Source organism: Shewanella sp. HL-SH8 (assembly GCF_051165765.1).
GTDB classification, from domain to species: domain Bacteria; phylum Pseudomonadota; class Gammaproteobacteria; order Enterobacterales; family Shewanellaceae; genus Shewanella; species Shewanella glacialimarina.
This window is the reverse complement of the sequence record NZ_CP195039.1, coordinates 1,775,127-1,789,813: the sequence shown is the minus strand read 5'-3', so window position 1 is coordinate 1,789,813 and position 14,687 is coordinate 1,775,127. Positions and strand designations below refer to the sequence as shown.

The following is a 14,687-nucleotide window of genomic DNA, read 5'->3' as shown; positions in this document are numbered from 1 at the left end:
ATTTGATTATCGTCTTATCAAGAAAGCTACTTATTTAAGCGCTGGCGAATATATTGTTGCATTGCAAACTCATCAGACATTTTTTGCTCGCGCTTAGTTTCTGCAACTTGTGCTTTTTCTGCTTTGTTGGCTAACAACATTTCAATGGCTTTACGTTTTTGTTGTTTTTCAAGCCAATGAGTTTGACGATAACTTATCTGGTATTCAGCATCTTGAACAGCTGTTACTTGCTGAGTAATAGCACTATCGACCTGTTTAATAAATTGATGAAATTGATGATATTGATTGGCGCTAATACTTTGCCCTTGTTGGCTTTTCATTTGCTTCATGTAATCGAGACGGTAGTTATTTAGCGCATCTAACTGACCTTGCCGTTTCTGTTTTTCAAATTGCGCCGACTTAAGCTGCATGGCGGCTTGACTTTCAGCTTCAGTCGCTAATTTGAGAACGGTAAATAACGGATCACTTGCCATAGGTTACCTCTTATCAACACACCGAATAAATCAACACACCTGATAAATCAACAGTAGAATAAATATTGCTTTGAATTAATTCTGACATTGACCCGCTATTTGCGTCATCATAATAGCGCTACTGTCAAAACTAATCGCTTCTTTATAACCCTGACGTAAAAAGGCATTCATTGCAGGTTGTAACCTAATCGCATTATCAATCCGCGGATCACTCCCTTGAGAATATGCCCCAATAGAAATCAAATCTCGATTCTGTTGATAAAGAGAGTACATTTGTTTAACGCGGCGCATTGCCTCTAAGTGTTCATCACTGATCACCATAGGCGCTACGCGACTAATGGATTGCTCTATATCAATAGCCGGATAATGGCCTGAATCAGCAAGCCGACGCGATAACACCACGTGGCCATCTAAGATAGCCCGCGATGCATCAGCAATAGGGTCTTGCAAATCATCCCCCTCGGTTAAGACAGTATAAAAAGCCGTGATAGACCCCTGACCTGGGCCACCATTACCCGCACGTTCAACTAATCTAGGCAACTTAGCAAACACGGAAGGTGGATAGCCTTTTGTTGCGGGCGGCTCACCAATCGCTAAAGCCACCTCACGTTGAGCTTGAGCATAACGGGTTAAACTATCCATTAATAACAATACGTTATAACCTAAGTCTCGAAAATATTCTGCTATACGAGTCGATGTTTCGCATGCCCTCAAGCGCATTAATGGAGAGGTATCGGCAGGTGCTGCTACAACAACTGAACGGGCACGTCCTTCATCACCTAATATCTCTTCTATAAACTCTTTAACTTCTCGGCCACGCTCGCCAACGAGCCCAACGACAATAACATCGGCATTTGAACCACGGGTCATCATGCCTAATAAAACACTCTTACCCACACCAGAACCAGCAAATAAGCCCATTCGCTGACCCTTACCCACTGTTAACATGGCATTAATAGCACGAACCCCAACATCTAAAGGCTCGGTAATTGCACGTCGAGATAAGGGATTGATATAAGGAGGATGACGAGAAGCCTGTTCACTTGTGGTTAATGGGCCCAGCCCATCAAGGGGCTGACCGCTGCCATCTAATACGCGGCCCAACAAACTTAAGCCTACTTTTAAGCCTTCTTGCTCACCTAAAGGCTGCACTTTTGCGCCAGGTAATACCCCCCGAAGCTCTTCAACAGGCATTAAATATAATAATTTATCATCAAATCCAACAACTTCAGCCGTCAGCTCACCAGCCATAGTTTCAATTGAACACAAACTGCCCACAGGTGCACGACACCCAGTCGCTTCTAGCGTTAACCCTACAACACGCACTAACTGGCCGCTAGCAATAGGGCGTACAGGAGCAACCTTAAGATGATGGGTTTTAAGTTTATTCAGTAACTGATGTTGGCGGTCTTTCATCAACTTCACCTTGCTCAGTAATTTGCGTATCAGCGTGTTTAGATGAAGCTATGTCAATTGCTTCTACTTCGAGAGATTGTGATTGTGAGTCTGATTGCTCTTTATCTATAGCCGCTTGCGCAGAACCGACTGTATTAGTTGGTGTTTCAGAAATTGACTCTGGCACATTGTCGATTAATGACGCTGTGGCGTCAGGCTCAGATACAGTCGAATGTTCATCGCTTGAATCATCATTGTGATTTTTATCATGATTGTTGTCGTGGGTAGAACTAACATCAACAGATGATAGGTCGGTATCAACTTGTTTTGTGGTATAAACGCTATCTTCATGTTTTGCCAGCTGAACTTGACGAGCTAACTGAGCTGATTGTTCATCAAGGCTGCCAAATACCTGTAAAATACGTTGTGATAAACGTAAGTCAACATTTGAACGTGTACTATCAATAAATACATCACCTACCGATAAACTTGGGTCACTTTCTAGATGCCAATCATTTTGGGTTAATTGTGATTCACCGTATAAAGATATCACTAAAGCAACATCATCAGGATGCAATCTTAATTTTACGCGTTGCTCTTTTATTGGCAGAGCATCTACGCCTTGACGAATAGTGGCTGCAATATGCTCTGGATGCATTTTCAGTTCTTGTTGTACAACGGCTTTGGCTAACGCCAATGTCATTGCTAACACTTCTGACTCAACTTCAGCATCCAAAATAGCTAAAGGCTGTTGAAACTGATTGATTAATGAGGATAATTGCTCTGCCAGTTGATTGGCTTTAACCATTCCAGCTTCATAACCCTGCTCTTGCCCCTGAGTAAAACCTTCTTCATGGCCTTGGGCTAATCCATCTAGTCGACCTTGTTCAAGCCCCTGTTTAAGCCCCTCTTGTTTGCCTTGCTCAAACCCTTCGTTTTCTGCATCTGCTCGAATCTCCTCGATTTGAGCCATAGTCGGCATAGACACGACTTTATCAACCACGGCAACAGAAGACTGATATACACCTTCTTTTTTACCGTATAGGTTTGAGGGTTTAGCTGAAATATCTTCGGTGACATCCGGCAGCTGCCAATGGCTGAACTCATGTTCATCCTCAACATTTAACACTTTCTTGGATATTTTTGAGTCAGTCATAGTTTAGCCAATGTTATATACATTCCTGCTGTGACATGTTGATTTTCGAGATAGATGTCGCTTCGAAAGTTCAATTGCCATTCGTCATGGGCTGAAGTGCTCCTTACAAGAACTCTTCACCGCCGCCACCGCCAAGCATAATCTCGCCACTATCAGATAAACGTCTGGCAATCGATAAAATTTCTTTTTGCGCCACTTCAACTTCACTGATACGAATTGGTCCCATAGCCTCAAGATCATCGCGCAGTAACTCTGCCGCACGCTTGGACATGTTACCTAATATTTTCTCTTTCAATGCATCATCAGCACCTTTGAGCGCTTTCATTAGTACATCTTGTTGTACGTCACGCAGTAATGCTTGAATACCACGGTCATCAACATCAATAAGATTTTCAAACACAAACATCATATCTTGAATTTGTTGTGCCATTTCTTCATCAGATTCACGCATGGTTTCCATAATCTGACTTTCGACACCCGTATCTAAGTAGTTCATGATATTGGCCGCAGCTTTTAAACCGCCCATTTTCGCTGCTTGCGCACCGCCTTGGCCAGCAAACTGTTTCTCCATAATATCGTTTAACTCTTGTAATGCAGCCGGCTGTACTTCTTCAAGGTTAGCAATACGCATCATTAAATCAAGGCGAGTATTTTCGGGGAACTGGCTAAAAATTTCAGCCGCTTGATCCGGTTCTAAATAAGATAAAACAATGGTTTGGATCTGCGGATGCTCATTTTGAATAATGGTCGCCACTTGACGTGCATCCATCCATTTAAGCGAATCTAGGCCTTTAGCACCGCTGCCCATGATAATTTGTTCAATCAAATTACCGGCTTTATCTTCACCTAACGCAGCTGTTAGTGCCTTACGCACGAATTCAGCACTGTTAAAACCAATTGAAGAGAACTTCTGAATTTCATCTAAAAAAAGCTTATGCACACCAATGACTTTTTCTTGACCAAAATCATCCATCGCGGCCATTGCCATACCCACTTTCTGGACCTGTTTAGGCTCAAGGTGCTTTAAAATTGACGCTGCATCGGCTTCGCTTAAACTCAGCAATAGAATCGCCGTTTTTTCAATTCCACTTAAAGAATCAGAATCAAAACCGACTTTCTCAGCTTTTTCTTTTTTATCTGTTTTATTATCAGCCATTGTCTTGTAACCAATTTTTAATTACTTGAGTGGATAATTCCGGCTCATTTGCAACCAGTGCCCTAATCGCCTTAATCATATCATCATCTTTATGTAAATTCGGAATAAGAATTGAACCATCATCAGCATAGCTGTATTCAGCATCTTTGGTATTTAGCATACCTAGCGTATCTGCAGCATATTGATCTTCAATTTCAGCAAGTTCATGCCCCAAACGAACATCATCGGGCATATTAACACCATCAGGGTTAACAAGGCGCTTAAGCATAGGGCGCACTACCGTAAGAATAAGAACTAAGACCACTAATGCACCTAGCACCAGTTTAATTGCACGCCAAAACCAAGGTTCTTCCCACATATCTGGCGCGGGGAGTTCTTCTAATAGCTGATCCATAAACGGCACAGTTACCACTTCAAGCGCATCACCACGTTGGCTACTAAAGCCTACTGCACCTTCCAGCAACCGACGAATGTTAGTTAACTCTTGTTCCGTACGCGCAACCCGGCTAACTTGGCCATCTTCACCCGCCTCTCCTGGTTTAAAGTCGATTGCCACAGACACGCTCACCCGACGAACTTGCCCTACTTGCTGGCGGGTATGACTAATTGTCGTGTCATAGTCAAAGTTACGGGTAGCTTCTCGATGAGTATCCGATGATTTTGATGATGCTGACCCACCGCCCCCAGCTTCAGTAGGAATATCAGACTCCATGGGAGGTTGATTGGTTAATGCACCAGGTATTCCGCCTACACTTCCACCAGATGATTTACTTTCAATAGTCATCTCACTGCTCAATGCAGGTAAATCAGGATCATAGCGTTTTGAGGTTTGCTCTATCGCAGTAAAATCCATACTGACATCAACCTGAGAGGTGTAGTTTTCAGGACCAAGGATAGGCATAAGAATTGAATCTATCTTTTTACGGTATTCTGCTTCTTTTTGTTGCACTAACTCAAGTTCACGACGGGCACGTGCTGATACTCCATCTTGACTGCCCGAATTTAATAAGCGTCCATTAGAATCTGTTACTGTCACGCGCGAAGGTTCAAGACCTTGTACCGCGGAGCCTACGATATCAACAATAGCGTCGACTTCTTCTTGGCCTAGGCCGCCTCGACGCACATTGACTACAACTGTAGCACTTGGCTTAGATGCGTTACGGGCAAAAACATTCTCTTTAGGCAGTGCAAGAATAACTTTGGCACGGCTAATACTTTTTAATTCTTCAATAGCACGGGCAAGATTTAACTCTTGGCTATGCTTTAATCGCGCTTGCTCCATACGTTGACTCACCCCAAAGCCACTATCCTGGCTTAAGTAGTCATCATTTTTGGCACTACTCTCGACTCCAGCACGACTTAACAGCAGTTTAACGTCTTGGTATTGATCTTCAGGAACCTTAACAACATCAACACTGATTTGGTATTTAATATTATTTTTATCAAGTACATCCAGTACCTGGATCATTTCAGCTGTTTCCATTTTACCCAATGGACGATACTCAGGCTCCTGTGCCCACATCATAATAAAAACAGCTAGGGCTAAACACACTGCTAACGCCAAAATCATAGTGATTTGACGCATCATGTCTGCCCCGCCCACATTGCTCAACAAGCCAGACTTATTCTCTTGCTGAATACCGGCATCAACTGCCGCATCTGAACCTACCATTATGTCTGTGCTCACAATATGCCCCTACTTTTATACTGCTTTAATAACGTCTTTGTGATGCAAGTTATACCGGCATACTCATGATTTCTTTATAAGCTTCTACCAGTTTATTTCTGACTTGCACAGTCGCTTCAAATGCTACACCTGATTTTTCGCGCGCAATGACGGTGTCAGATAAGGTCACAGTTGAATCCCCCATATCAAGACGAGTCGCTAAACTTGAAGATGATTTCTGTAAACCACTCACATGACCGACAGCTTGGGATAACAACTGGCCAAAGTCTGAACCTGAGGTGTTATTCACTTGCTGGATTAGGTTAGGGCTAATACCCGACCCCATATTCGAACGGCTGGAAGGTGCAATTTCACCACGAAGTGACTGCATTTCTTGAAGTAATGGATTGGCGTTGATCTGCATGCTGAAACTCCCATTCGTCCGAATATTTGACGATATTTAACTGTCTTAGTAGGGATAAAGCAATTTGAGTGCCAAGATTAACAGTAAAGCAAAAAGCTACGCGTTAATGCGTAGCTTTGGTAAAGAAAGCTATAAAACAAGTACGGAATGCTCGTAAGACAGACAAAAACCAGCTATGCGGGCAATTGAATTCCCGCATCACGCATTTTAGCCATTTTATAACGCAGCGTGCGTGCACTTATACCTAATTTTTCAGCGACAAGTTTTCGACTACCATGACATTGATTTAGGGTCTCAAGAATAATCACATGCTCTTGCGCTTGCAACTCACCGCCAAGACCTTCAACTTCAGCAGGCTTTTCGATACTGTCAATATCTGTGTGTAAAGCCACATCTGCCGAATCAATAATAATATCTTGCCCGCTTATTTCGCCACCATTACTTAAAATAAGCGCCCTTTGAATCACATTATCCAGCTCACGAACATTACCAGGCCAACGATGGGCTAATAACCGTCTGGTGGCTACCTCTCCTAGAGTAGGAACGGGTGTAATATTAAATGCTTTAGCATGTTTAACCAGCAAATGTCTGGCTAACGGTAAAATATCGGCAGGACGCTGATAAAGTGCTGGCCAAGTTAATGGAAATACATTGATCCGATAATATAGATCTTCTCTAAATTCGCCTGAACTGATAATGGCTTTTAAATCACGATTTGATGTAGCTAGTACACGCACATCAAGTTTAATCGTTTTACGACCACCTAATCGCTCCACTTCGCGCTCTTGTAAAACACGCAACAGCTTTGCTTGCAACCCCAGCTCCATTTCAGAGATTTCATCGAGCAGCAAAGTGCCACCTTGGGCCTGCTCAAATTTTCCTGGACATGCTTGGTATGCACCTGTAAATGCCCCCTTCTCATATCCAAATAAGGTCGCTTCAAGCATATTTTCAGGGATAGCAGCACAATTGATGGCAATAAAAGGCGCATCTTTACGACTGCTATGATGATGAATATAGCGCGCTAGCACTTCTTTACCAGAACCGCTGGGACCTAAAATCATCACTGAAGCATCTGATATGGCAACACGTTGGGCTAACCCTAACAACGCGAGACTTTTTTCATCGGCAACAATAGGTTGGTTAGTATTTTGCTTCTGCGGCAAATATCTTGATACCTGATTAAGCAAAACTTCAGGCGCAAAAGGTTTAGCTAGATAGTCTACAGCTCCCAACTTAATGGCACTAACCGCACTATCAATAGTGGCATAAGCTGTCATCAACAATAGTGGTAGTTTAGGCTGAGCTTGCTGCAAATAGGTCAGCAGACCTAAACCACCAATACCTTCCATTTGGACATCGCTGATGACTAAGTCAAAATGTTGTGCTTTTAACGCTATAATGGCATCTTCTGCACAGCTAACATCAACACATTCATAATGCGCCAACAATAATGTATCAAGTAATGCTTCACGTAAATCAGCATCATCTTCAACGAGTAATAGTTTTGCTTCAGACATGATTACCCTCCTGCGACTGACTGTTCAATACCGAATCTTTAGACATCGGAAAACTTAATCGCACCTGACAACCCATTTGCGATTTACATGATAATTGAATGTTACCACCATGGTTACGCACCACAGATTGCACAACAGCTAACCCTAACCCAGTCCCCTGTGCTTTAGTGGTAAAAAAAGGCTCGAGCACTTGTTGCTGCATTTGAGGGTCTAGTCCTTTGCCATTATCAATCACATCAATAATGACACTACCTTCAGCTTCCGTGGCGCAAATTTTAATTTTGGTTGCACCGGCCTCGATACTATTCATCACTAAATTATTCACCGCAGAACTTAACGCATCCCGATTAGCATATAAACTGGCATCGGTTGAGCATTGCTGGAATATCTCGCAGGATTTTTTGTTGGCAATCACTTCACAATTAGCCATAACAATATTAATAATATCAGATACTGCTACGTTATCCGCTTTCGCATCTTGACGCCCTTTGGCCATCAAAAGCATATCGTTTACTTGACGCTCTAACTCATTTAAACGATCAACCAGTTTTGATTGAAAGCGAGTTCTAGAAGGCTCTGCTAGTTTAGTGTTACCTAAATTTGAGGCGTAAAGAAGTGCGGCTGATAGTGGCGTACGAATTTGATGAGCTAACGTTGCTACCATTTTGCCAAGCGCCGATAAACGCTGTAAATGGGATAAGTTTTTTTGTAGTAAACGCGTTTCAGTTAGATCGGTTAATACAATCAACTGACCGGGTTCTGGGGTTAATGGCGTAATAGCCAACTTAACTCGACGTCCATTTTTCAATGACACTTCGTGGCCATCATCATCTTGGGGTGAAAAAGCGCGATTAATAATATCAAACCAACGTAACCCCTGAAGCGGTCGGCCAAGCAGCTCAGCCGCCATAGGGTTAGCGAGTGTCACCACACCATCACCATTAATAATCACCACACCAGACGGAAGTGCCTGAAGAATATGCGCCATTTGATTTGACATATTGGCAGCCTCTTTCACATGGGAAAACTGACTTCGGGTCAATTTACTGTCATGAAGGTATTCTGCTGAGGTGTCCACTCGCAAAGAAGCTACAGCAGATTGTTGCAGCGAATATTGAGTTTGCTGAAAATCTGTTGATTTTTGCTGGGTTACAGCGTGTGCAATTAGCATAGTGACTCCGTCAAAAGAACGACATTTAACGGGTTATTGCATTTAGTATGCCAAAATATAAACAAAAAAATAAAGCATACCTTTGGAGGGTATGCTTTATCAGTTAATATACACAGTGTATAAAGGTTACTATTCTTTACCCATACCGTATTTTCGCATTTTTTCTACCAAGGTAGTGCGACGAATGCCCAACATTTCAGCGGCTCTAGCAACCACATTATCCTGTAATTCTAACGCCTGACGGATCATATCTATTTCAAGCTCTGCCAATAAATCTTTAAGGTTGACGCCTTCAGGCGGTAACTCTGTAGGAAAGCGTGTGTCAGGGAGTTCAATGGGCTCATCATCATTAAAAATAGACGCTAACGCATCACGCTCTAATTGCTCCTCACTTATCTCAACACAGTATTCTGGTACATCAATATAGCGATATTTATTAGGTAAATCGTTTACATCAACTAATCCACCAGGAAATAAAATAGTCAATCGCTCGACTAAATTAGACAATTCGCGAACGTTTCCAGACCAAGTATGTTCTTTTAATGACTCAATAGCACGCTGGGTAAACCTCACTTTACCTCGGCCTTCATTAAAGACTCGACTAACCAATTCTTGCAATAACAATGGCACATCATCACGGCGTTCAGACAATGCAGGCATTTCAATTGGAAAAACGTTCAGGCGATAATATAAATCTTCACGGAATTCATTCTCAGAAATCATCGTCTCTAAATCACGATGCGTTGCCGCGACGACACGCACATCCGTTTTAATTGTTTTGCTGCCGCCAACACGCTCAAAGACTCGCTCTTGCAGGACACGTAATAGTTTCACTTGCATTTGCAGTGGCATGTCACCAATTTCATCAAGAAATAGCGTGCCACCTTCGGCTAACTCAAAACGACCTTTACGGGATGATATTGCCCCGGTAAACGAGCCTTTCTCATGGCCAAATAATTCACTTTCTAATAACTCTGGCGGTATCGCACCGCAGTTAACCGGTATAAACGGTCCGTCACGACGTTCTGATATGTAATGAATATTACGGGCAACCACTTCTTTGCCTGTACCAGATTGGCCAAGCACTAAAACCGTGGCATCAGACCCTGCAACTTGGCTAATTAAGTGTCGCACATTGGCTATACCCTGACTGCGGCCAACAAGACTGCGAAATAATTTAGTTTGATTACCACTGGTAGGAGCTTGCTCTTTTTTAGCTTGACCGAACACCTGACAAAAATGCAGTAATTCAGTTAATTGCGGATAATTAATCGGTTCTTCTATTACACCCAGAATACTGGACGCTTCAATAGCGGTATTGCCCAATAGTAATAGGGGCTGCCAGGGCGCTATTGCTGCAATATTTTTAACACTGTCGAGCCCTACCGCATCGGAGTCTATAACAATGGCGCGGTATCTTGATTCTTCTATCAAAGGCAACAAAGCGTCAATGGCTAAAATGTCACATTGCTCACCTAAGAATTCAAAAATGCAGCACAGGCGAGTTACACGCTCGGAGAGGGTACCGACAATTAAAATTCGTTGTTCAATTTGCATCATTCAGAGGGCCAAAGCTTATTATAAGTATAAAAAATCCTGAGTCATTATTACGCGTTTAATAATAAAACCAAAGGACAAAATGGTCACAGTAAGTGACAAATGTTAAACAAAACATTAATTATAACCATAAAATGTCTATCCGAAGATGATTTTCTCGTTTAGAGGACTAATTGTTTCGCTTATGGGGTTAATTTTTCATTTACAGTACTAAATATGAATTAACCCCGAACCAGAAGCAAGTGCTTCAACGGCTAAATCATTATCTAAACTCATATTAGTGCACAATTGCTGATAATTCATGCAATACAATGTATTTTTTAAAAAAATATAAAAAAACGCCATTGAGATTTGCTCAATGGCGTTGAAATCTGTCACAGCATACCTGAATAAAACTAGCTTGCTTCAGAAGTTAGATGATGATCGCTTTGTGGAATAGCATCCCAACCTTCTTTCAGTGTCCTTAAAACACTGACAGCATCATCGATAGACTGAGTATCGTTTTTCAAATTCGCTTCGGTGACTTTTATTAAAATAAAGTCATATAATTGACTAAGATTGCCAGCAATTTCACCACCAGCTTCCATATTTAAACTATTATTTAAACCGTTAACGATACCAATAGCTTTGCCGATAAACAGACCTTTATTTTCCATATCACCATTTTCAATGGCATAGCGACTTTGAGCAAGTCTTTCCAAGCCACCGGCAAACATCATCTGAATAATACGATGTGGCGAAGCAACTGATATTTCACTGTCAATCGAAACCTTACGGTATGACTGTAAAGAACTTCTCATAATAACCTACCTATTTGCATCAATGTTTTGATAAACTTTAATTTGTCGTTGATGAGTGCTTTTTAAATTTAATAAGTTTTGTCGATGGGACATTATTTTAGAAGCCCTGTTCACAAAGTCATTAGTGACTAGTAGCTGTTCTGTTAAATAAGCAGCAAATGTGTCATCGACAGCATCATTAATCATTGAGTCAATATATAATTGACGCTCTCCTATACACTCAAGCAATAATGATACCAACTTATCAGACTGTTCATCTTCAGCAGGAATATTATCAATTTGATTTAACGTATCTTCAATAGTGTCGTTAATCAGTTTAAGTTTAGAGTGCAATCAATCATTCCTTTTATGTTCGAATGACGCCAGGTAGCGAATTAAGCCTATCTGACAAACCAGAACTTTGTTGATTTAATTGTGCAACAATCAAATCCATGGCATTAAATTGTTTAAGCAGTCGAGCTTGTAATTGTTCCATTTTCAAGCTAAACGTAGCTCTTTGATCTGTTAACCGACTTGATTGCTCTGTATAGGAGTTCTTTCGACCATCAATCACACCGCCGGCTTTAGTATATGTCTGAACCAAATTATCAAATTTATGTGCTAAACCTGTATCTTCAGTAGAAAAAACCCCCTCAACTAACGACATATTGTTATTAATAGCGTCGGTTAAACGGGTATTATCAATACTGAGTTTACCTTTATTATCTGTCGATATTCCTAACTCGTATAAAGCAGATTCTATACCATCAACACTGACTCTTTCACTCACCGTCTTTCTAAGCTGGGACTCTAATGAACGGATCATAGAATCACCTTGTAAAGCTGATGCAGTCTTTGTTTCAGCATTATATGAAGACAACTTATCAATAGATGATATAAGAGTATTATAAGCACTAACAAACTCTTCAATATTCTTCTTTACTGAATCGGTATCTTGTTTAATCGAAAGTGTTGAGGTAGAGGCGATGTCTGCCTTAGTTAGGTCAAGTGTGACACCAGTAATAGCATTATCAATAGTATTACTTTGGGAGGTTAATTTTTGACCGTCGATGTAAATAATAGAATTGGCTGCGGTTTGAAGTTCTTCAAGGTTGGCGCCATTAAACATATCGCTTAACCCTGTGCCACTGGTATCTGTTGCAGACATGGTAATTTGATTATCGGTGCCAGAGTCATTGGCGGTAAAAACAAGGCGGCTACCAGCATCACTTTTAACCACGGTCGCGGTAATACCTGCATTATCTGAAGCATTATTAATTTTTGATGCTATAGCGGAAAGCGTATCCGCTGGATCGACAGTAACCGAGAAATTTGCACCATTTACAGATAAATCTAAACTTCCTTGACCAACAGCCTGACTTGGATCGGCTATATTGGCACCAGCAACTTTATGAGAAGCGGCAAGCTGCTCAACTTTGATAGAATACTTACCGGGTTGGGCATATTGATCAGCCTTGGCGGTAAAAAATGCACTGTCTCCAGTCGATACTGTACGCAAATTTAACAGTGCACCACTTTGTAGTTTTTTAGCTGCATCTTGAAAATTTGACAAGCCACTTTTCAACGTTCCTATGGCAGAAACTTTTGCATTAATTTGGGTTTCTTGTCGGGTAAAGAGCGCTTCTTTAGGGCCTTTTTCAGCACCTACTAGTACGCTGACAATATTTGAAATATCTAACCCAGAACCAATACCCGTCGCAGTTAATGCCATAACAGCCTCCGTTGAGCCGATTAATTACCTAAAATGCTTATTGCCAAAAAATACCTACACAATTTAGTATACAAATTTTTGGAAAAAATTAAACTTCAATTGGCATCAATACCCCTGATACCTCACTGAGTTTTTGTGCTAACTGTAATGCTTCTTCACTTGGGATCTGTCTGATAATATCACCAGACTCAATATCTTGTACTTTAATAACTTGCTTACCTGAATCAACATCAACAGAAAACTTTAACCCTTTTTGCATCATTGCGACCATATCAGTCAATTCTTTTGCAACAAGTTCTAAAGACTCATCTGATTTTTTGCTATCAGTTGATGTTTCTTCTTGCTGTTTTACTGCTTGAATAGATGACTCCCGATCGAGCTCTACCTGGCTAACATCAATTTTTTTAGCGCTCAAAGGTACACTATTTAAATCAGATTTTGTCGATTCTGCCCTGGCAATAAAACTCGCACTGCTATTTGTTTGAATTTCCATGTTCCACCTCAACTAAGACTCTTTTACCAGTTAATTAAACGCTTTAAATAGATATCTTTGAAACAACAAAGGGAGATCCGCCAGCGAATCTCCCTATCAATGCTTACCGTACTAACTTACATTATAGTAAAGATAATGCGATTTGCGGTAACTGGTTCGCCTGAGCTAACATTGCTGAACCCGTTTGTTGAAGTACTTGGTTCTTAGTCATCGTTGAGGTTTCTTTAGCGAAATCCACATCTACAATACGAGACTTAGCATCTGCAACGTTTGCTTGAGTGTTAGCACTGTTACTGATGTTATGGCTTAGACGGTTTTGAATCGCACCTAAGTCTGCACGTTGGGTGTCAATACTCTTAATTGCAGCATCAATTTTACCTAATGCAGATGCACGGCCCGCTGATGTAGTTACATTTATACTATTAACAGATAAAGAACCGGCATTGGTTGTTTTAACTTGAATCTTAACATCTTCACCTTCTTGATGACCTACCTGGAAAGTCTTACCACCAGCAGAGAAGGTACCTGTCATTAGTTTTGTATTACCGAACGCGGTAGTATTACCAATCGCGGTAATTTCTAATGCAAGTTGATCCATCTCTGCATCCAATGCTGTTAAATCCGCTGAACTGTTTGCACCGTTTTCAGACTGAATTGCCAAGTCACGCATACGTTGAAGCATGTTAGTCTGTTCTTGCATGGCGCCTTCTGCAATTTGTGCAATTGAAATTGCATCATTCGCATTACGCATACCAACATCAAGACCACGAACCTGTGAATTTAGACGGTTCGAAATTGCTAGACCTGCGGCATCATCTTTTGCGCTGTTAATACGCATACCACTAGACAAACGTTCCATAGAAGTCGCAAGTCCACTAGAAGATGAATTCAAATTTTTCTGTGCTTTTAATGATGTAACATTAGTGTTTACTGTGATAGCCATGATTGCTTCCTCATATTATTTCTGACTTGAGATACGCCTGTTTGCTTTAGCTCAAGTCAGACAGGTCTTGCTCGTTACAATATATGTAACGGCAATTACTTTTTTTCTTTAGATTTTTTTTGATTTATTTTTGTTCTTAATCAGTTTAAAAAATAAATTTCAGAAAAAACAATATTTAACAGAAAAATAAAGTTCTAGAAGTTAGAAAGCAATTGGGTCATA

General features: G+C 41.1%; 15 protein-coding genes. All 15 read right to left on the bottom strand.

Annotated elements, in window-relative coordinates; translation table 11 throughout:
* Positions 1–26 precede the first annotated feature (26 nt).
* The 15 genes from fliJ to ACRWQN_RS07905 all read right to left on the bottom strand — a co-directional run bounded on the left by fliJ (position 27) and on the right by ACRWQN_RS07905 (position 14,465).
* Positions 27–473 (bottom strand): flagellar export protein FliJ, encoded by a 447-nt coding sequence (fliJ, locus tag ACRWQN_RS07975; protein ID WP_434930143.1) that lies wholly within the window; start codon positions 471–473, stop codon positions 27–29.
* Positions 474–548: 75 nt separating this feature from the next.
* Positions 549–1,889, bottom strand: coding sequence for a flagellar protein export ATPase FliI (gene fliI, locus ACRWQN_RS07970; protein WP_434928737.1), 1,341 nt, complete (start codon positions 1,887–1,889; stop codon positions 549–551).
* Complete coding sequence (gene fliH, locus ACRWQN_RS07965) at positions 1,858–3,024, bottom strand: flagellar assembly protein FliH (RefSeq protein ID WP_434940401.1); 1,167 nt, start codon at positions 3,022–3,024, stop codon at positions 1,858–1,860. Before fliH ends, fliI begins: the two co-directional genes overlap by 32 nt.
* Positions 3,025–3,127: 103 nt before the next feature.
* Positions 3,128–4,180 (bottom strand): flagellar motor switch protein FliG, encoded by a 1,053-nt coding sequence (gene fliG / locus ACRWQN_RS07960; protein WP_434928735.1) that lies wholly within the window; start codon positions 4,178–4,180, stop codon positions 3,128–3,130.
* Complete coding sequence (gene fliF / locus ACRWQN_RS07955; RefSeq protein WP_434928976.1) at positions 4,173–5,852, bottom strand: flagellar basal-body MS-ring/collar protein FliF; 1,680 nt, start codon at positions 5,850–5,852, stop codon at positions 4,173–4,175. The genes fliG and fliF overlap by 8 nt, the downstream gene beginning before the upstream one ends.
* Positions 5,853–5,916: 64 nt before the next feature.
* Positions 5,917–6,270 (bottom strand): flagellar hook-basal body complex protein FliE, encoded by a 354-nt coding sequence (fliE, locus tag ACRWQN_RS07950; protein WP_226410458.1) that lies wholly within the window; start codon positions 6,268–6,270, stop codon positions 5,917–5,919.
* A 173-nt stretch (positions 6,271–6,443) separates the two neighbouring features.
* Positions 6,444–7,790, bottom strand: coding sequence for a sigma-54-dependent transcriptional regulator (locus ACRWQN_RS07945; RefSeq protein ID WP_434928734.1), 1,347 nt, complete (start codon positions 7,788–7,790; stop codon positions 6,444–6,446).
* Positions 7,783–8,961 carry a sensor histidine kinase gene (locus tag ACRWQN_RS07940; RefSeq protein ID WP_434940400.1) on the bottom strand — a complete coding sequence of 393 codons (1,179 nt, stop codon included), beginning with the start codon at positions 8,959–8,961 and terminating at the stop codon, positions 7,783–7,785. The genes ACRWQN_RS07945 and ACRWQN_RS07940 overlap by 8 nt, the downstream gene beginning before the upstream one ends.
* Positions 8,962–9,090: 129 nt before the next feature.
* On the bottom strand, positions 9,091–10,521 hold the full coding sequence (locus ACRWQN_RS07935) for a sigma-54 dependent transcriptional regulator (RefSeq protein WP_434940399.1): 1,431 nt from the start codon (positions 10,519–10,521) through the stop codon (positions 9,091–9,093).
* A 207-nt stretch (positions 10,522–10,728) separates the two neighbouring features.
* Entirely contained in the window at positions 10,729–10,896 is a 168-nt protein-coding gene (locus ACRWQN_RS07930) for a hypothetical protein (RefSeq protein ID WP_434928731.1), read from the bottom strand.
* Between the two features lie 17 nt (positions 10,897–10,913).
* The gene (fliS, locus tag ACRWQN_RS07925; protein WP_226410463.1) at positions 10,914–11,318 is read right to left on the bottom strand and encodes a flagellar export chaperone FliS; all 405 of its coding nucleotides are present in this window, start codon (positions 11,316–11,318) and stop codon (positions 10,914–10,916) included.
* 6 nt (positions 11,319–11,324) lie between these two features.
* Positions 11,325–11,651: a flagella biosynthesis chaperone for FliD, FliT gene (locus tag ACRWQN_RS07920; RefSeq protein ID WP_434940398.1), complete on the bottom strand. Its 327-nt coding sequence runs from the start codon at positions 11,649–11,651 to the stop codon at positions 11,325–11,327.
* A gap of 13 nt (positions 11,652–11,664) precedes the next feature.
* Entirely contained in the window at positions 11,665–13,029 is a 1,365-nt protein-coding gene (gene fliD, locus ACRWQN_RS07915) for a flagellar filament capping protein FliD (protein WP_434928729.1), read from the bottom strand.
* An 88-nt stretch (positions 13,030–13,117) separates the two neighbouring features.
* Positions 13,118–13,522, bottom strand: a complete 405-nt coding sequence (locus ACRWQN_RS07910; RefSeq protein ID WP_434928728.1) for a flagellar protein FlaG — start codon at positions 13,520–13,522, stop codon at positions 13,118–13,120.
* Between the two features lie 121 nt (positions 13,523–13,643).
* Positions 13,644–14,465: a flagellin gene (locus tag ACRWQN_RS07905; protein ID WP_434928727.1), complete on the bottom strand. Its 822-nt coding sequence runs from the start codon at positions 14,463–14,465 to the stop codon at positions 13,644–13,646.
* Between the last annotated feature and the right edge of the window lie 222 nt (positions 14,466–14,687).